Here is a 16,501-nt window from a genome sequence, read left to right as displayed (position 1 = left end):
GTTGAGGTTGCTCCCCGCGGACCAGCAGCGGGGGAGGGGCAGGGCGGGTTGTGGCTGTGTTCCTGGGTGTTGAGGGGCCGGCGTGCCGGTGTGCACCCGGGCCACCTTGGTGCCACCGGCGGGTGGTGCGGAAATCGGGCCGGGCCGGGGCGCAAAAGGCCCCTATATACAACCCTCTCTCATGAGTTAAGAGAGATATGTATGTATAGGCCACCCGGGCCACCTGTTTTCACCTGCCTACACATATGCGGGCCGTAACAGCCGTCCCGTTGTCTTCGTATGGGGGTTGTTACTCCTGCCTCTATGGAGTCGTTGTTTCCCGGTGCGCGGGGTGGAAAAGTGGCGCAAACCGGGCGAATATGCCTCTGACCTGCGGTTTTACCGTTCCCAGGCGGCGATCGCGGGTGCACCGGGGGTGCGCCGGAACCCGCCCTCCCGGTGTAACAATTGGATAATCGTTTGACCGCACATGCTACGCTGAAGACGTAGCGTGAGCTTGCGAACCTGGCGGCGGAGTCGAGGGCGTAGCATGTGACCGGAAAACCTCCTCCACGCCCCTCCTCGCAGTCCGGCTGCCATCTTGCCGTTCAAACGGCACATGCAGCCAGGTACCGGCGTCATCGCTCTCTTTCCTCTGCTGGGAAGTGAGCCCGCCCGAAGTCCTCAGGCACTCCCTGGAGGGCTTGCTGTCCTTCCCGGACGGCGGGCGCTACGGCTCGCGCTGCTGGTCTAGAGCAGATCGTTATGGCTTCCTGTAGGCGTCATTAGGACGGGTCAGTCCGGCAGCCGGATGATGGCCTCTACTTGGTGGGTGCTCATCCCCGTGTCCCTGGCCAGGTCCGTTAAGGGGACGCCCCGTCCCAACCCGGCCAAGAGCTGATCCCTCAGATCGTACCGGGCGTGGTCCAGCTCGTACTGCGCGGACTCCATATCGGCAGCCGCAAGGCTGACCTTATTTGATGCTTCATCATCCACTGGTTCCTCCCGGCCATAAAGGGTGATTTGCAGTAAGTGAAGGCCAGGCTAACCGCTCCTGCCCGCCTGAACCATCAGCATCCTTAGCTTCGCTGCAGGCCTTTTGTGGTGCCACGCCGCGGACCTGCCCGTCGATGCGCCGCATCGGGCGCGTAGCGGCCTTGTCGAAGATAAGCCGTGGGCAGCGTCGCCGGGCGGTTGCTGAGTCCATAGTGGCTTCCGGTCTTACTGTTTCTCTACCGTCTGCGCTCCTGGCCGGAGCCCGGGGCACAGACGGGAGGGTTGTCAGGCGGTTGCGGCGTAGCGGGCGGGGTCGGCGTCGAAGGCCGGGCCGCAGCCGGCGCAGCAGAACCAGTACCGCTGGCCGTTGTAGTCGCGGAACAATCCCTTGGCTTCGGCGTCGGCCTTGACGACCGGGGTGCCGGCCATGACCGGGCACCGGGCGATCGCGTCATCGGTCTGTTCGGGACGGGCGGTGAGGGTCAGGTCCTCAGTCCTGGTCTTCGAGCTGCAGCAGCTTCCCATGGTGTTTGTTTCCTTTCGGTGGGTGGTTCAGGCGTTGATTGATTCATGCGCGGGAGTGCGCGGGGCGGCCGGTGTCGGCTGCCGGGTTGTTGCCTTGCTCTTGAAGGAGCGCAGGCGCAGGCTGTTGCCGACGACGAAGACGCTGGAGAACGCCATGGCGGCTCCGGCGAGCATCGGGTTCAGCAGTCCCAGCGCCGCCAGCGGGATCGCGGCGACGTTGTAGGCGAAGGCCCAGAACAGGTTGGTCTTGATCGTGCCGAGGGTCTTGCGGGACAGGCGGATGGCATCGGCGGCCGCGCGCAGGTCTCCGCGGACCAGGGTCAGGTCGGCTGCCTCGATGGCCGCGTCGGTGCCGGTGCCCATGGCGAGTCCGAGGTCGGCCTGGGCCAGGGCGGGGGCATCGTTGACGCCGTCGCCGACCATGGCCACGACCTTGCCCTCTTTCTGGAGCCGGGCGACCACGTCGACTTTGTCCTGGGGCAGGACTTCGGCGATGACCTGCCCGATTCCGACCTGCGCGGCGATCTGTTCGGCCACGGCCTGGTTGTCGCCGGTCAGCAGTACCGGGGTCAGGCCCAGGTCCTTCAGCTGCCGGATGGCTTCGGCGCTGGTGGGTTTAACTGCGTCGGCCACGGTCAGGACGCCTCGTACCGCGCCGTCCCAGGCCACGACCACGGCGGTCTGCCCGGCCGATTCGGCGTAGGCCTTTGCGGCGGCGAGGTCCGCGTCGATGGGCAGGGACCAGTCGGCCATCAGGGAGGTGCGTCCGACCAGGACGAGGTGTCCGTCGACGATGCCCTGCACTCCTTTGCCTTCGATGTTCTTGAAGGACTCGGGGACCGGGAGCTGTCCGGTGCGTTCGGCGGCGCCCTTGGCGATGGCCTGGGCGATCGGATGCTCGGAGGAGTCTTCGACTGCGCCGGCGAGGCGCAGCAGTTCGTCACTGTCGGTACCGGATGCCGCGTGGATGCCCAGCAGCGTCATTTTGCCGGTGGTGACGGTGCCGGTCTTGTCCAGCACGACAGTGTCGATTTTGCGGGTGGATTCAAGGACCTCAGGGCCTTTGATCAGGATTCCCAGCTGCGCGCCGCGTCCGGTACCGACGAGCAGCGCGGTCGGGGTGGCCAGGCCCAGGGCGCAGGGGCAGGCGATGATGAGTACGGCCACGGCGGCGGTGAAGGCCGCTTCGAGCGGGAAGCCGGCGCCGATCCAGGCTCCGAGGGCCGCGACGGCGATGGCGATCACGATCGGGACGAAGATGCCGGAGACGCGGTCCGCGAGGCGCTGCACTTCGGCCTTGCCCGATTGGGCGTCCTCGACGAGCCGGGCCATCTGTGCCAGCTGGGTGTCGGAGCCGATCCTGGTGGCGCGGGCCACGAGGCGTCCGCCGACGTTGACGGCGGCACCGACGACCGGGTCGCCGTCGGCGACCTCGACCGGGACGGATTCGCCGGTGAGCATGGACTGGTCGACGGCGCTCCGGCCGTTGACGATGACGCCGTCGGTGGCGATCTTTTCGCCGGGCCGGACGATGAATTCGTCGCCCACGCTCAGCTCCTCGACGGGGATCCTCGTCTCGGTGCCGATACGGATAACGGCGACGTCCTTGGCTCCGAGTTCGAGCAGGGCGCGCAGGGCGGCGCCGGCCTGCCGTTTGGAGCGTTTCTCGAAGTAGCGTCCGGCGAGGATGAACATGGTGACACCGGCGGCGACCTCAAGGTAGATGTTGGCCGCGCCGTCGCTCGGGGCGATGGAGAACTCGAAGCCGTGGGTCATGCCGGGGATGCCGGCGGTACCCAGGAACAGGGCGTAGAGCGACCAGAGCAGGGCGGCGATGGTGCCGAGGGAAACGAGGGTGTCCATTGTGGCGGTGCCGTGCCGCAGGTTCGTCCAGGCGGCTTTGTGGAAGGGCCAGGCCGCCCAGACGACGACCGGGGCCGCCAGGGCCAGCGAGGCCCACTGCCAGTAGGTGAACTGCAGGGCCGGGAGCATGGCCAGCAGGATCACCGGCACCGAGAGGATGATGCTGCCGGTCAGCCGGTGCCGCAGCGAGACCAGTTCAGTGTCCGGCTGCTCCGCGCCGGTCTGTGCGGCTTGCTCCTGCCGGGCGGCCGGGAGCGCGGCGGTGTAGCCGGTCTCCTCGACTTCCTGGATCAGGGCCTGCGGGTCATAGCCTGCCGGCACGGTGATCCGCGCCTTTTCGGTCGCATAGTTCACGGTGGCGCTTACGCCGTCGAGTTTGTTGAGCTTGCGCTCAATCCGGTTGGCGCACGAGGCGCAGGTCATCCCGCCAATCTCGAGCTCGACACTGGTGCCGGGGGCATCCGGCTGGGCCGGGGATGCAGACATTGGTTCCTTCTTTCTGTTCGAAGCCGGTTCCGACATGCGTGCCGTACCGTACGCCGGGTCAGTGGCCGCTGTGTCCGTTGACGGCAGTGCCGTCGTCGGTGGCGGTGCCGGAAGATGCACTGGTGTCGACGACGAACCCGGCTGTGTGGACTTGGCCGTCGACCTGGAAGTCGAAGTAGAGGTAATAGGGCCCCGGGCTCGGCGCCGATACAGCGAATTCAACCGTTGGCCCGGAGGTTTGCCCTTCAATGGAGCTGTCGCCTTCGGGGTGGACGTGCAGATATGCCAGGTCACCCACCCGAAGTGCGACCAGGTGCCCGTAGGCGCCCAGATAGGGTTCGAGAGTAGTCACAGGTTGTCCGTCACGGGTGACGCTGATCGTCAGGGCGGACGCGCCTCCGGCAATCATGTTTCCTTCCAGGGCCACGTCGTAGCCGTCGACTTCGTCCTGGGTGGAGACCGTCACGGCTTCGGCCGGTTCGAAGGAGCCGGCAACATGCACGGTGCGGGTCAGCGTCAACGGTTCTCCGGTTGCTGCGGGAACAATGTCGGCGTAGACCCGGTAGGTTCCGGCCGTTTCCCATTGCCACGGCAGGGACCAGCGCCCCGCATCGTCCATCACGGGATGGACGTGGCGGAAATGTGTTCCGTCGGAGCGCACCACGATCAGATGCAGATCCTTCTCGTGGGAGGCCTCAAATCTTGTGACCGGCTGGCCATCGGGTGCGGTGACTGTGAAGGAAAGTTTTCCCTGTTCTCCGGTGGCTGCAGGTGCGGATACCTGTTGCAGAATGTATCCGCCCTGTTCGGCGGTTACACCCCGCACGGGTTGGGCGGAGTGGCCGCCGCTGGGGGTCGTCGCCTGCTTCATTTCTTCTCCTTCGGGTGCTGTTTCGTGGTCCTGCCCTGCCGACTGGGTCCAGCGGCTGGCCATCTCCGCCGGCGCGAGGGCGCCCGCGGAAGCGAAGGCTCCGGCGAACACCACGGCCAGAACCGCACCGTAAGCGCCCAGCCGGCCGGCGGTATTCACTGCTGCTTCACCGCCTGGTAACCGGCTTCTTCAACCGCCGCAATGACAGCCGCCGCATCGACAGGCCCTTCGCTGCCGACGACGAGTTTTCCAGTCTTCGCGCTTACTTCGACGGTCTCGACACCGGGAATCTCCTGGACCTCTTCGCGAACGGACAGCTCGCAGTGTCCGCAAGTCATTCCCGTTACTTCGAACTCAGTAGTGGCTGACATGATCTCTCCCTCTTCTTTTCTTATTGATACCCCTAGGGGGTAATGGCTCTGGTATAGATATACCCCCTCTGGGTATCAGAGTCAAGGTGCCCGTTGACTTTCTGGCTCCGGACATTTGAACGAAGGGCTCCATCAGTAGGCAGAAAGACGTGTTGATGGCATGCGGAACCTGTGCAAGCCGGTGCGCAGGAACGAAGCCAAGCAGATATGCGTGGAATGGAGAGCCAGTATGTGGAATTGGGTAGAGAATTATCTCGGTCCTGGCCAAGGCAACGCGTGTGCGCGAACAAATGCCGTGAGTTCAAAGGTTCGGCGGCGGAGTTCCTCAGGGCATACTTCGCGGCCTGTTCCGGCTCGTCCAGTCAGCCAGGGTTGGGACGAAGCGGCCTTGCCTGCGTAGCTTTGATGTGCAGCCCGCTCTTCGGGGTACTTGGCAGTGCTGCCCGCTCACGATCTTTGGACAACCCCGGGCGGCTCATGCCAATATCGGGTGGAGCGTCCTTGGCTCCACTGCAGTTGTCACCGGTCCCCGGCGTCGATATGGCCAGGCAGGACAAGCAAGACTGGCGCATCTCGGAAGCGGGCCGGCGCCGGGCCAGTATGGGGCCCGAAACTAAGGCGGGTTCGCGTCAACAGCAGGACCGGTCAGGGCTGGTTCGCGGCGAGCAGCTTCTCCATCGCCTCGAAGAATGCCAGATAGCTGGCCTCCATATGTTCCATCTGCTCGTCGGTAAAGTCCCCGCGGGGCTGGGTCAGCGTCATCTCGGTGCCTTCGTCGACCTGCCTGAGATTGACGACGACGGGCTCGGGATACGGTGGCTGCGCCGCATCGTCGTTCATAGTGAACGCGAGGAGCTGTGGGGGATCGACCTGGGTGTACTCACCGAACCAGTGCACGGTGTCACCCTCCGGCAGGTGCATGTCGGCGCTCCATGAACCACCGGCCCGTACATCCAATGTCACCGTAGCCGGCGGTACGTCAACCGCTTCGGTGCCGAACCAGGCAGCGAAATTTTCCGGCAGCGTCCACGCCTTCCAGACTTGTTCCCGCTGTGCGTTGAAAATCCGGGTAATGATCAATGAATCGCCCACGGCCCTGCTCCTTTGGCGGTCTGGAACCAAGGCACGCAGCCTACTCCTAAAACACCCGGACAGTAAGATGAAGCAGTCCCGGTGGTGGCCAGCAGAACCGCGGTCCTCGGTCTTTTCTGCCTGCGTCGGCGGGCAAAGCCAAGCCGAAGCCGCGCTTCCCTTCTTGGAGACGGGGCTTCTGCCGTCCCCACGTTGGAACGTGTAACCGAGGGCTAATATGGCGGCATGTCAGATGCTGCGCAGATAGAAGAATGCGACGAACACGACCTCCGGATCATGCAGGAAGCGCAGCTTCGCTACACGGCGCCTTACGAAGAACTCGCCGCAGATCCTACAGCGTTCCAGTTCCAGTGGCGCCAGATCCAATTTGCCTTTGCACTCCCTGACCCGTATAAGTTTCCGCCGCTGCCCCTAAAGCTGAATAGTGACGAGCTGGGGGTCATTAGAAGATACGTGAGCGCCTGTGAAGAACTGGCCACCTACTCGTTGCTGCATCACAAAGGCGGGCTCACCGTCTCCTGGATAGAAGGCCAGGGGACGCGTCTAGAGACAGACAACCCGCCTAAGGAGGCCTTGCGCGGTTTCGCCGTTCTGTTCCGGCAGATGCACTCAGACGACCCCGCCAGCTTCAAGGCCACAAAAGACATCCTGGCCAAGGCCTCACGGTCCGCCCACGATAGTCATAGCCAGCTCAGAATGGACTACATCAAACAATGGAGCCGGGCACGCGCCAAGCTCCTCCAGTTCACGCTGCACGATCTCGTACAGTCGAAGATGTTGGAATCGCGCGGAGCAGCAGCTGAGCTGGTCGAGATCAAGCGGGCGGACAGTCCGGTTCAGCTGATCTCATTGTTCAATTATGGAGAATACATCCACTGGGGAAACAAACGCGCCGAGCACGAGGCCTTGTTTCAGGACTCGATAGTAGGCGCATTGTCCGAGTACCGGTTTCACAGTTCCCTAATAGGGCTTTCCCATTTTTACCTTGGATTCGCCAAGCTGCTGGACGCGGCCGCCGCCGAGCAGTAGACCGCCTGGGTCGTGTCTGTTGATTTGCAGTGGCTGTGGAACGTCAAGACTGCGTCAGCGGCACGCCGCCGAGGAAGGCCGTGGCATATTTGCCATAGCGGGTGGCTATACCGAGCCGGTTATCGCCGAACCATAGTGAATCAGATGCGCGAGGCCAAGGAGCCGAAACCGGGGGAGCGCGGCCAGGACGAGCAACCGTGAGCGGATCGAACCAGCTCAGCGCTCATCGGGCAGCTTTGATCTAAGCTCTTCTGTCTGGGAAACCATGGCATGACGCTGGTCCCGGGTGAATCTTCTGGCCTGCAGGTCGAGGACTGCCCGGCTGCTCGCTTCTCCCACACCCAACAGCTGACCCACGCGACCGGTTGCTTCGTCTATGTCCTCTGAATCCTCAATCACCTGGAACACCTAGTCCCGCCGATCCAGCGCCTGTACAAGAGCCTCGAGGGTCATCACTTCTTCCTTCGTCTGCCGCTCCTGGTCATCCATGCCGTGATTCTTTGCACGACCGGCAGTCATTGGGGCCTTTCCGGCCAGTTTGGGGATCCTCCAATGGACAGACGTTCCGGGGCGCAACGCCAGCCACTGAACTGCTCTCACACATAACGAAAACGCAGGCAAGAGATGTGCATCTCTGCCCTGCCCATAATGTGGGTATCCACTAAGAGAATATGAGCGCCTGAAGGCACTTCCTCCCAGGAGGCTGGCTCGTCAGTCTTGTCACCTGCCGCTTGGCGCGGCAACTCCAAATCGACGTGCAGAGATCCTGCAAACTCACGTGCTCTGATCGACAAGGGAGCTTGAAAGTGCTTCTGCTCGCCAACGGGACCCATCGGAACAGCCAGGGAGGACTCCGATGCGCGGGCGAGTTGCACCAAACTCAAACTGGCCAGGCGCACTGAAGCTGAGCCCAGCAAGTCTGCATCGGTCGACAACGCAATCCCGTCGGGAGTTTCTGGAAGAAGGGCGATCCCGGTCAGCCACGGAGCCTTTTCGACGGCTGTTGTCACAACGACAGTATGGAGACTTTGCGCGCTGCTAGATCCAATGAGTATTCGCACCGCTTAGCTCCCAGCAGCTTTGCTATTCATAGGTTCGTTAGGTAGAGCATCTCAGATACCTATCGCAAGTGTTCAGGGGCAGGATCGCCTCTTCGGGGCCAAGGCTTAGCCTGACCCAATAGCCGGTCCCTCAGCGCGCCCGTCTAAGCCGTTGTGAGGTGGCAAATGTGGCGGCAGAACGCTTGGACATGGGATTGCCTTTCAGGAAACGAACGGGAGCGGGCCGATCACCGCAACAAGAATTCTGGAGCGCCAAGGTTTCGACGAATTTCGAGAACGCTGGACTTGGAATTCCGCGAAGAGGATCGGTTGCCTTAGCGTCAAATATCGGGCTCGCCATTGCCGCGTGGAGACTGTCCTGTGCGGGCTATTTTGTTGCCGCGTGCCGGGCCGGCGTCGGATAGAGGGCGGCGACAACGGCGATCCCGATGGCGCAGCCGAGCATTTGCGCCAGGACGAACGGCAGGACAGAACCGGGGGCGATGCCGGCGAAAGTGTCGCTGAAGACGCGGCCGACGGTGACAGCGGGATTGGCGAATGAGGTTGAACTGGTGAACCAGTAGGCCGCCCCGATGTAGGCGCCCACGGCGGGTCCGGCCAGCCCGGGACGGCCGGTGCGGACAAGGGCGAAGATCACCGCGACAAGTCCGGCGGTGGCTACGGCTTCTGCCAGAAACAGCCCGGGGCTGCTGCGCACCTTCGTGGAGATCGCTGTCGGAACGTCGAACATGAGGTTCGCCAGCAAGGCGCCGGCAACGCCGCCCGGTACCTGCGCACCGATATAAGCGGCCGCAACCGACAGAGTCGGGCCGTGGCGCAGATGCCGCCCGAAGTGCCAGTCGGCCAGCGAGACGACGGGGTTGAAATGTGCCCCGGAGACCGGGGCGAGCACCACGATGAGTACGGCCAGGCCAAGGGCTGTCGTGATCGAGTTTTCCAGCAGCTGCAGTCCGGTGTCGGAGGGAGACAGCCGCTGGGCGGCGATGCCCGACCCGACTACGATTGCCACGAGCATTCCCGTGCCCAGGAATTCCGCAAACAGGCGCCGGGCCAGCGAGGGCACGACTGCCGCTTCAGAAGTTGTCATGGAACCAAATTGACAGAAAAGAGATAGTTCAGTCAATATTGACTCAATGGAAATTGAACTAACTGATGGGCTGGAACGGCGGGCTGCGTTGCACGCCGCGCTGGCCGACCCGGCACGGCTGCGCATCGTCGACACCCTGCTGGTCGGTGACGCGTCGCCGTCCGAGCTTGCGGGCTTGCTGTCCATGCCCTCGAACCTGCTGACCCACCACCTGAAGGTCCTGGAAGGCGCCGGCCTGGTAACGCGCAGCAAGTCCGAGGGGGACCGGCGGCGTTCCTATCTGCAGATCATCCGCAGTGCACTGGATGTGCTGCAGCCCGGGGCGCCGCGCCCGGCTGCCCGCGTCCTGTTCGTCTGTACGGCCAATTCCGCCCGCTCGCACCTGGCTGCGGCCCTGTGGCGGCAGGCCAGCGAGGTGCCGGCCGTCTCGGCCGGAACCCATCCGGCAGCGGAGATCGCCCCCGGTGCCGTCGCCGCAGCCGGCCGTCACCACCTGGCTCTGCCGCGCGTGCGTCCCCAACGCGTCGGCGATGTCCGCTGTGACAGCGACCTGGTCGTGACCGTGTGCGACAGGGCCCATGAGGAGCCGGGCCTCGGAGCCGACCTGCACTGGTCGATCCCGGATCCGGTCCGCGCGGGCACTCCCGAGGCCTTCGACCGGGCCTTCGAGGAGCTCAGCCGCAGGGTGGAGACCTTCGCCCCGCTCCTGGCCGCGGCCTCCACCAACTGAAAGCCGTGACGGGTCGGCCCCGGCCCCAACATCAGACCACCCTCTAAGGAGTACCACGATCATGAGCGCCGAAACCACCAGGAAGCCCTCCGTCCTCTTCGTCTGCGTCCACAATGCGGGACGTTCCCAGATGGCTGCCGCCTACCTCACCCACCTGGCCACGGGCGCCATTGAAGTCCGTTCCGCCGGCTCCCAGCCCGCAGAGCAGGTCAACCCCGCCGCCGTCGAGGCTATGCGCGAGGACGGGATCGACATTTCAGCCGAACTGCCCAAGGTCCTGACCACCGAGGCCGTCAAGGATTCCGACGTTGTGGTGACCATGGGCTGCGGCGACGAATGCCCGTATTTCCCGGGCAAACGCTACGAGGACTGGGTGCTGGAAGACCCGGCCGGCAAGGGCGTGGACTCCGTCCGGCCGATCCGCGACGACATCAAGGGCCGTATCGAAAAGCTCATCTCCGAGCTGCTGCCCGCCAAGTAACCCGACACCCCGCGAAAGAGAACCTCCCATGCCTGAACAGCTCATCATCATCGGCTCCGGCCCCTCCGGCTACACCGCTGCCATCTATGCCGCCCGCGCAGGATTGAAACCCCTTGTCCTGGCCGGGTCTGTCACCGCCGGCGGCGCGCTGATGAACACCACCGCAGTCGAAAACTTCCCCGGGTTCCCGGAGGGCATCCAGGGCCCGGACCTGATGGCCAGCCTGCAGAAGCAGGCCGAAAACTTCGGCGCCGTCATCGAGTACGAGGACGTCACCGAGGTCGAACTCGCCGGACATTCCAAGCGCGTGACCACCGGCTCCGGCAAGAGCTACCAAGCCCAGGCAGTGATTCTCTCCACCGGCTCCGCCTACAAGGAGCTCGGCCTGCCCGAGGAAAAGAAATTTTCCGGCCATGGCCTGTCCTGGTGCGCCACCTGCGACGGCTTCTTCTTCCGCAACCAGGACATCATCGTCGTCGGCGGCGGCGACTCCGCCATGGAAGAAGCACTCTTTTTGACCCGGTTCGGCAAGACCGTCACCGTCGTCGTCCGCCGCGCCACCCTGCGCGCTTCAAAGATCATGGCCCAGCGGGCCCGCGACAACGACAAAATCCGGTTCGAATACAACAGCGCCGTGACCGCCATCCACGGCGATGCTAAGGTCACCGGCGTCACCCTGACCGACACCGTCACCGGGGCTACACGTGAGCTGGCGGCGACCGGGATCTTCGTCGCCATCGGACACCTGCCCCGGACCGAACTGGTGAAGGGCCAGGTCGACCTGGACGAGGAGGGCTACATCAAGGTCGACGCGCCCACCACCGTGACCAACCTCCCGGGCGTCTTCGCCTGCGGCGACGCCGTCGACCACCGCTACCGGCAGGCCATCACCGCCGCGGGCACTGGCTGCGCCGCGGCGCTGGACGCCGAACGCTACCTCGCGGCCTTGGAAGACAGCGACAGCATCGCCACCGCACTCGTTGAGGAGAGCACCCATGCCTGACCACACCGCCGGGAGCGGTCAGTTCCCGTCGTCGGGGCCGGCCCAGGGGCGCCCTGCAGAGAAGGAGCAGCAAATGCCCGCCACACCCCGTGTCTTGTTCATCTGCGTGAAAAACGGCGGCAAGTCCCAGATGGCCGCGGGCTTGATGCGCGATCTCGCCCGCGGAACCATTGAGGTGCAATCGGCCGGTACCAAACCCGGCAATGCCATCAACGCGCTCTCGGCCGAATCCCTGGCCGAGCTCGGCATCGACATCAGCGCCGAAAAGCCGAAAGCCGTCACCGAGGAAGCGCTGCAGGCTGCCGACGTCGTCGTGACCCTCGGCAGCGAAGCAAAAATCACGGCGCCAGATGGCACGCGCTACGAGAACTGGGACACTGACGAGCCCTCCGAACGCGGCATCGAAGGCATCGAACGGATGCGCCTCGTCCGCGACGACATCCGCCAACGGGTGAAGGCGCTCCACGCCGAACTCACCGGCACCTGAACCGGTCGGCTTCCACCCCAGCGACACCCTGAAGCGAGCCCACGGCCAGCACGCGCAACCATCGGAGCTAAAGGAGAACAGCATGGATAACGAACACGGCACTCGGGCCAACGGCCTCAACCACGCAGAGCACGTCCTCGGCAGGATCAGCAGGGAGCTCGCCGCCAAGTTCGACGGTGTCTTCACCGCTGAAATGGTGGACCGCTACGTCTTCGAGTCCTACACCGCTCTGGCCCGGACCGCCCGGATCAAAACCTACCTGCCCTCCATTACCCGGCACTTCGCCTATGACCGGCTCACCGCCCTGGCCCATTCGCAGGGAACCCGCCCCAGCGGCAAACCCGAAGTACTGTTCGTCTGCGTGCAGAACGCAGGCCGGTCCCAAATGGCCGCGGCACTGCTCAAACATCACGCCGGAGAAACCGTCAACGTCCGGTCGGCCGGCTCCATGCCCGCCGAGCACCTCGTGCCCAACGTCACCGCCGTCATGAACGACCTCGGCATCAATCTCGAACACGAATTCCCGAAACCCTTGACCGACGACGTCGTTCGCGCAGCAGACGTTGTGGTCACAATGGGCTGCGGCGACGCCTGCCCCATCTACCCTGGGAAGCGATACGAAGACTGGAAAATCGACGACCCCGACGGCCGGACCCTGCAAGAAGTGCTCACCATCAGGGACCAGCTCGACCGCCGGGTCAAGGAATTGTTCGCCGGCCTGCCAGCCTGACTTACGGCGGTACCTCTACCCGATACGCGGCCGCCGATTCGTGGAGCTGAGCGGCGCATGGCAGTCGGATGCGAACTGCTGTTGGAGGTACGACGGAGCGACGGCCTACTGCCTGTTGGCGCGGTCCTTTCTGAGGCCGTGCCAGCCTGCCCAGGCTGCTGCAAACAACAGCACGGCACCAATGTAGAAAACGGCGCGGATGCCGAAGATGTCGGCGATGAGGCCGCCGGCAAGGAGTGAGATGAGACGGCCGGACTGCCACAGCATGTCGAAGGTCGCGAATATCCGTCCACGCAGCCGTTCAGGGGTTTCGGCCTGCAGGAGGGAATTGAAGGTGACTGCTCCGGTAGAGGTCCCGAGTCCGTACGCGACCAGCGCTGCGATCGCCGGGACAAGGCCGGCGGCCGTTGCGAGTGCTGCGTCGACTATTCCGCGCAGTACGAAAGGACCCAGCACAAACCCTGCCTGCCGGGGGTTGTCCGTGAGCCGGGAAAGGATGAGCGGGCCGATCGCAGCACCAACCCCAATGGCACCGAGCAAAAGGCCATAGTCCGCCTCGCCCAACTGCAAATGTTCCCGGGCCAGGACAACCAGCAGGGCCCCGGTGGCTCCCGCTGAGAGCGCGCCGAGGAACTGTGCTCCGGCCAGCGCCCGCAACAGCCGGTGCCCGGTAAGGACTGATAAACCTTCCCTTGCCTCCCTATACCACGAGGAACGCCCTGCCGGAGCTATGCCGGCAGGGACATTCAAGCGCAACAACACAGCGGCAGAGGCAAGGTAACTGGCCCCGTTGATCCAGAACGCCCAGTCGTAGCCGAATGCGGCAACCACGACGCCGGCCAGCGGAGCGAGCACAATCTGCGAAACTACCGCTGCGGTCCATAGCCCGCTGTTGGCCGCGACAAGGTCCCGTTCCCGGACCAGGGAGGGAAGGACCGACTGTGACGCCGGATTAAAGAACACTGCGCCGGCAGACAGACCGAAAGCCACAGCGTACACGGCAAAAACGCTTCCAGCCATGAACGGCAGCGAAAATGCGAGAGCAGCCCGCACAAGGTCCGCAGCCATCATCACTGTCACCCGCGGAAACCGATCCACCAAAGGACCTGCAAAAGAAGCCAGCAACAACACCGGAATGATCTCCGCAATCACCACCCCGGAAACCCCCAGGCCCGTACCGGTGAGCGAATACACCAGCAAGGCCAGCGCGACCGTGTTGAACGCATCCCCCCACTGCGAAACGGTCCGCGCAATCCACAGACGGCGATACGGTTGCTGCCGCATCAATGACGTGAACGAGGTCCGGGACTTCATGCGGTTGCTTGGAATAGGATCATGGTCGCTGGCCCCACTTCTTTCGGTCCACTGCGGCCAACGCCTGACGGTGACCAGATCGTCGAATATGAGCAGATCCCGCAGGCATTTTCCTCAGCCGGGGACAAGGTTGTTTGGCAGCGGTATCAGGCACAGCAGGAGGTTGGCATTTCGTTGTGAAAGATGCCCGCTACCAGGCGCAGACTCTCCGACATGGTCAGGTACGGTGCCCAGGTATCCGCGATTTGCCGGGTGGTCATGCCGGCCTTGATCGCGTAGGTGGCCGGGAGCATGATTTCCCCGGCATGGTCTCCGATGGCGCTCACGCCGATAACTTTCCCGGTGCCAAGCTCGGCGACCATTTTGATGGCACCCCGGGTGTCCTGATTGACGAGAGCGCGCGGCACGTCCTCGAAGCTCATCACCCGGCACTCGCACCGGTAGCCCGCGGCGAGGCCTTCGGCCTCGGTCAGTCCGGCAGTGGCGAGTTGGGGGCAGGAGAATATGACTGCCGGCAAACCGGCGTAATCGACCCTGCCCGCGGGGACACGGAGATTGTCCCGTAGCGCATTGGTGGCTGCCGCCTTTCCGGTCGCTGCAGCCACATAGACGTATTGCGGTGCCCCGGTAATGTCTCCGGCAGCAAAAACCCGAGGATTGGTGGTCCGCTGGCTGTCATCGACCAGGATGAATCCCCGTTCATCCGTGGCGACCCCTGCTGCCGGCAGGTTCAGGCCATTTGTTCGGGCGGTCCTGCCGGTGGCTACCAGCAGTTTTTCCGCGCTGGCGTTCCGACCTGAAGCAGTGGAGACCGTCGTCCGGCCGTCCTTCAAGGTGACGGAGACTGCATGCTCCTCGAGCATGGTGATTCCGTCCTGCTCCATCACCGAGCGCAGGACGGCGACCATTTCCGGCTCCGCGGAGGGCGCTATCCGCCCGATGATCGTCACTTTGGTTCCCAGGTGCGCGAAGAGCTGTGCCTGCTCGACGCCTACGTAGCCTCCGCCGATAATGGCCATAGACCTTGGCAGCCGGATCAGCTCCATGGCAGTGGTGGAGGTCAGGTAATCCAAGTCCGTGAGTCCGGCGACGTTTGGCGCTGCCGGTTCCGCGCCGGCTGCAATGATGAAGGAGCGCGCCGAGACGGCCTTACCATCGACCGCAAGGGTCTCGGCATCCGAGAAGGACGCTTCGCCGCTGCGGATTTCGAATCCATAGGCCTTGGCGACATCGGCATATTTCGCTCCACGGAGCTGGTCGATCAGCTTGTCCTTCTGGCTGACAAGTGAGCCCAGATCCGCTTTCTGGGCCGAAGTCGGCACTCCCGGGAAAGGGTTGGTTAGTGCTGCATGGCGCGTGCCCGCTGCGGCCAGCAGTGTTTTGGACGGTACGCACCCTACGTTTACACAGGTGCCGCCCACGGTGCCGCGCTCGATCAGCACCACTGTCTTGCCCGCCTGCCGGGCAGTGATTGCAGCGGCCATCGCCGCCCCGCCGGAACCCACCACGGCCAGGTCAAACTCGTAATTCGTTTCCATTGGATAGCTCCTTTCGAACAGCCTCCACCCCAGCATGAACCTTCCAGTACGATGGAAGGTCAAGAACGAAAAGGACCGGAGGACCGTTAGTGAGGATTGGCGAACTGGCCGCTGCCGCCGGGACAACGGCGAAAACACTGCGGTTTTACGAGTCTGCCGGCCTGATTCCGCAGCCTCGCCGGAGCCCGAATGGATACCGCGAATATTCTGACGATATGGTTTCGAGGCTCGATTTCGTCCGCAGGGGCCAGAGCGCGGGATTATCTCTGGCCCAAATCGCTGAAATTCTTCATCTCCGCGATGAAGGGCGTTCACCCTGCGCCCACGTCGAGACCCTCCTGACCGAGCGGCTGAAAGAACTCGATCGTCAGATAAGCGACCTGTTGGAGCTCCGCGAAACAGTCGCGAAACTCCACGAATCCAGCCGCTCCCCAGACTCGTCATTGTGCCGGCCTGATCAAGTCTGTCGTTATATTTGATCACCAGGGCCTACGCCGCACATTCAGTTCAGGCCTTAGTTGCCCCAACATCACGCCGGAGAAGCCTTCAACGTCAGTTCGGCCGGCTCCACGCCCGCCGAACATCTCCTGCCAAACGCCGCCGCCGTCATGAACGACCTTGGCATCAATATGGAGCACGAGTTTCCCAAACCGCTGACGTCGTCGTCCGTGCCGCAGACGTCGTGGTGATCATGGGTTGCGGCGATGCCTGCTCCATCTAACGGGAAACGATACGAAGACTGGAAAATCGAGGACCCCGAAGGCCGTACCCTGCAGGATGTACTAATCATCAGGGACCAGCTCGACCAACGCGTCAAGGAATTGCTCGCCGACCTGTCGGCCTAATATGCGGCGGTAC

At 63.6% G+C, this 16,501-nt stretch carries 19 protein-coding genes; 9 read left to right on the top strand and 10 right to left on the bottom strand.

Going from position 1 to position 16,501, the window contains the following annotated elements:
- Positions 1-774: 774 nt before the first annotated feature.
- From AC20117_RS20540 to AC20117_RS20515, 6 genes are all read right to left on the bottom strand, one after another.
- Positions 775-975: a hypothetical protein gene (locus AC20117_RS20540; protein ID WP_074701923.1), complete on the bottom strand. Its 201-nt coding sequence runs from the start codon at positions 973-975 to the stop codon at positions 775-777.
- Between the two features lie 285 nt (positions 976-1,260).
- Positions 1,261-1,500, bottom strand: a complete 240-nt coding sequence (locus AC20117_RS20535) for a YHS domain-containing protein (RefSeq protein WP_074701924.1) — start codon at positions 1,498-1,500, stop codon at positions 1,261-1,263.
- Positions 1,501-1,527: 27 nt separating this feature from the next.
- Complete coding sequence (locus AC20117_RS20530) at positions 1,528-3,849, bottom strand: heavy metal translocating P-type ATPase (RefSeq protein WP_074701926.1); 2,322 nt, start codon at positions 3,847-3,849, stop codon at positions 1,528-1,530.
- Positions 3,850-3,907: 58 nt separating this feature from the next.
- On the bottom strand, positions 3,908-4,879 hold the full coding sequence (locus AC20117_RS20525; protein WP_074701927.1) for a DUF8832 domain-containing protein: 972 nt from the start codon (positions 4,877-4,879) through the stop codon (positions 3,908-3,910).
- A complete protein-coding gene (locus AC20117_RS20520) occupies positions 4,876-5,091 on the bottom strand; it encodes a heavy-metal-associated domain-containing protein (RefSeq protein WP_074701929.1) in 216 nt (71 codons plus the stop codon). Before AC20117_RS20520 ends, AC20117_RS20525 begins: the two co-directional genes overlap by 4 nt.
- A 645-nt stretch (positions 5,092-5,736) precedes the next feature.
- Positions 5,737-6,183 (bottom strand): SRPBCC family protein, encoded by a 447-nt coding sequence (locus tag AC20117_RS20515; protein WP_074701930.1) that lies wholly within the window; start codon positions 6,181-6,183, stop codon positions 5,737-5,739.
- A 225-nt stretch (positions 6,184-6,408) separates the two neighbouring features.
- Between AC20117_RS20515 and AC20117_RS20510 the strand changes: the two genes are divergently transcribed.
- Positions 6,409-7,212: a hypothetical protein gene (locus AC20117_RS20510; RefSeq protein WP_074701932.1), complete on the top strand. Its 804-nt coding sequence runs from the start codon at positions 6,409-6,411 to the stop codon at positions 7,210-7,212.
- A 596-nt stretch (positions 7,213-7,808) separates the two neighbouring features.
- On the opposite strand, the gene AC20117_RS20500 is transcribed toward AC20117_RS20510, so the two are convergent.
- Both AC20117_RS20500 and AC20117_RS20495 read right to left on the bottom strand, forming a co-directional pair.
- Positions 7,809-8,222 carry a hypothetical protein gene (locus AC20117_RS20500; RefSeq protein WP_074701933.1) on the bottom strand — a complete coding sequence of 138 codons (414 nt, stop codon included), beginning with the start codon at positions 8,220-8,222 and terminating at the stop codon, positions 7,809-7,811.
- 418 nt (positions 8,223-8,640) lie between these two features.
- Positions 8,641-9,360 carry an aquaporin gene (locus tag AC20117_RS20495; RefSeq protein ID WP_074701934.1) on the bottom strand — a complete coding sequence of 240 codons (720 nt, stop codon included), beginning with the start codon at positions 9,358-9,360 and terminating at the stop codon, positions 8,641-8,643.
- Positions 9,361-9,406: 46 nt separating this feature from the next.
- On the opposite strand from AC20117_RS20495, the gene AC20117_RS20490 reads away from it, so the two are divergent.
- The 5 genes from AC20117_RS20490 to AC20117_RS20470 all read left to right on the top strand — a co-directional run bounded on the left by AC20117_RS20490 (position 9,407) and on the right by AC20117_RS20470 (position 12,791).
- Positions 9,407-10,090, top strand: coding sequence for an arsenate reductase/protein-tyrosine-phosphatase family protein (locus AC20117_RS20490; RefSeq protein ID WP_074701936.1), 684 nt, complete (start codon positions 9,407-9,409; stop codon positions 10,088-10,090).
- Positions 10,091-10,151: 61 nt separating this feature from the next.
- On the top strand, positions 10,152-10,571 hold the full coding sequence (locus tag AC20117_RS20485) for an arsenate reductase ArsC (protein ID WP_074701937.1): 420 nt from the start codon (positions 10,152-10,154) through the stop codon (positions 10,569-10,571).
- A gap of 28 nt (positions 10,572-10,599) precedes the next feature.
- The gene (trxB, locus tag AC20117_RS20480) at positions 10,600-11,574 is read left to right on the top strand and encodes a thioredoxin-disulfide reductase (protein ID WP_074701939.1); all 975 of its coding nucleotides are present in this window, start codon (positions 10,600-10,602) and stop codon (positions 11,572-11,574) included.
- Between the two features lie 73 nt (positions 11,575-11,647).
- The gene (locus tag AC20117_RS20475; RefSeq protein ID WP_074701940.1) at positions 11,648-12,061 is read left to right on the top strand and encodes an arsenate-mycothiol transferase ArsC; all 414 of its coding nucleotides are present in this window, start codon (positions 11,648-11,650) and stop codon (positions 12,059-12,061) included.
- 82 nt (positions 12,062-12,143) lie between these two features.
- Positions 12,144-12,791, top strand: a complete 648-nt coding sequence (locus AC20117_RS20470) for an arsenate reductase/protein-tyrosine-phosphatase family protein (protein ID WP_074701942.1) — start codon at positions 12,144-12,146, stop codon at positions 12,789-12,791.
- A gap of 105 nt (positions 12,792-12,896) precedes the next feature.
- Here the strand turns inward: AC20117_RS20470 and AC20117_RS20465 are convergent, their stop codons facing one another.
- Positions 12,897-14,105 (bottom strand): MFS transporter, encoded by a 1,209-nt coding sequence (locus AC20117_RS20465; RefSeq protein ID WP_101632659.1) that lies wholly within the window; start codon positions 14,103-14,105, stop codon positions 12,897-12,899.
- Between the two features lie 146 nt (positions 14,106-14,251).
- A complete protein-coding gene (gene merA, locus AC20117_RS20460) occupies positions 14,252-15,643 on the bottom strand; it encodes a mercury(II) reductase (RefSeq protein ID WP_074701943.1) in 1,392 nt (463 codons plus the stop codon).
- An 89-nt stretch (positions 15,644-15,732) separates the two neighbouring features.
- Between merA and AC20117_RS20455 the strand changes: the two genes are divergently transcribed.
- From AC20117_RS20455 to AC20117_RS23425, 3 genes are read left to right on the top strand one after another with little or no spacing between them, the layout of a single operon-like run.
- Positions 15,733-16,122: a MerR family transcriptional regulator gene (locus AC20117_RS20455; protein WP_074701945.1), complete on the top strand. Its 390-nt coding sequence runs from the start codon at positions 15,733-15,735 to the stop codon at positions 16,120-16,122.
- Positions 16,123-16,161: 39 nt separating this feature from the next.
- On the top strand, positions 16,162-16,332 hold the full coding sequence (locus AC20117_RS23430) for a low molecular weight phosphatase family protein (protein WP_158300493.1): 171 nt from the start codon (positions 16,162-16,164) through the stop codon (positions 16,330-16,332).
- Between the two features lie 15 nt (positions 16,333-16,347).
- Positions 16,348-16,488 carry a low molecular weight phosphatase family protein gene (locus AC20117_RS23425; protein WP_158300492.1) on the top strand — a complete coding sequence of 47 codons (141 nt, stop codon included), beginning with the start codon at positions 16,348-16,350 and terminating at the stop codon, positions 16,486-16,488.
- Positions 16,489-16,501 lie beyond the last annotated feature (13 nt).

This window comes from Arthrobacter crystallopoietes (assembly GCF_002849715.1).
GTDB classification, from domain to species: Bacteria; Actinomycetota; Actinomycetes; order Actinomycetales; family Micrococcaceae; genus Crystallibacter; species Crystallibacter crystallopoietes.
Note: the sequence above shows the minus strand (reverse complement) of the source record. Positions and strands in the feature narration are given on the sequence as shown.

Excerpts from the sequence above, each read along its gene's own strand:
- AC20117_RS20535 (WP_074701924.1), bottom strand. The coding sequence starts at position 1,500 with ATGGGAAGCTGCTGCAGCTCGAAGACCAGGACTGAGGACCTGACCCTC.
- AC20117_RS20530 (WP_074701926.1), bottom strand. The coding sequence starts at position 3,849 with ATGTCTGCATCCCCGGCCCAGCCGGATGCCCCCGGCACCAGTGTCGAG.
- AC20117_RS20520 (WP_074701929.1), bottom strand. The coding sequence starts at position 5,091 with ATGTCAGCCACTACTGAGTTCGAAGTAACGGGAATGACTTGCGGACAC.
- AC20117_RS20510 (WP_074701932.1), top strand. The coding sequence starts at position 6,409 with ATGTCAGATGCTGCGCAGATAGAAGAATGCGACGAACACGACCTCCGG.
- AC20117_RS20495 (WP_074701934.1), bottom strand. The coding sequence starts at position 9,360 with ATGACAACTTCTGAAGCGGCAGTCGTGCCCTCGCTGGCCCGGCGCCTG.
- AC20117_RS20490 (WP_074701936.1), top strand. The coding sequence starts at position 9,407 with ATGGAAATTGAACTAACTGATGGGCTGGAACGGCGGGCTGCGTTGCAC.
- AC20117_RS20485 (WP_074701937.1), top strand. The coding sequence starts at position 10,152 with ATGAGCGCCGAAACCACCAGGAAGCCCTCCGTCCTCTTCGTCTGCGTC.
- trxB (WP_074701939.1), top strand. The coding sequence starts at position 10,600 with ATGCCTGAACAGCTCATCATCATCGGCTCCGGCCCCTCCGGCTACACC.
- AC20117_RS20475 (WP_074701940.1), top strand. The coding sequence starts at position 11,648 with ATGCCCGCCACACCCCGTGTCTTGTTCATCTGCGTGAAAAACGGCGGC.
- AC20117_RS20470 (WP_074701942.1), top strand. The coding sequence starts at position 12,144 with ATGGATAACGAACACGGCACTCGGGCCAACGGCCTCAACCACGCAGAG.
- AC20117_RS20465 (WP_101632659.1), bottom strand. The coding sequence starts at position 14,105 with ATGAAGTCCCGGACCTCGTTCACGTCATTGATGCGGCAGCAACCGTAT.
- merA (WP_074701943.1), bottom strand. The coding sequence starts at position 15,643 with ATGGAAACGAATTACGAGTTTGACCTGGCCGTGGTGGGTTCCGGCGGG.
- AC20117_RS23425 (WP_158300492.1), top strand. The coding sequence starts at position 16,348 with ATGCCTGCTCCATCTAACGGGAAACGATACGAAGACTGGAAAATCGAG.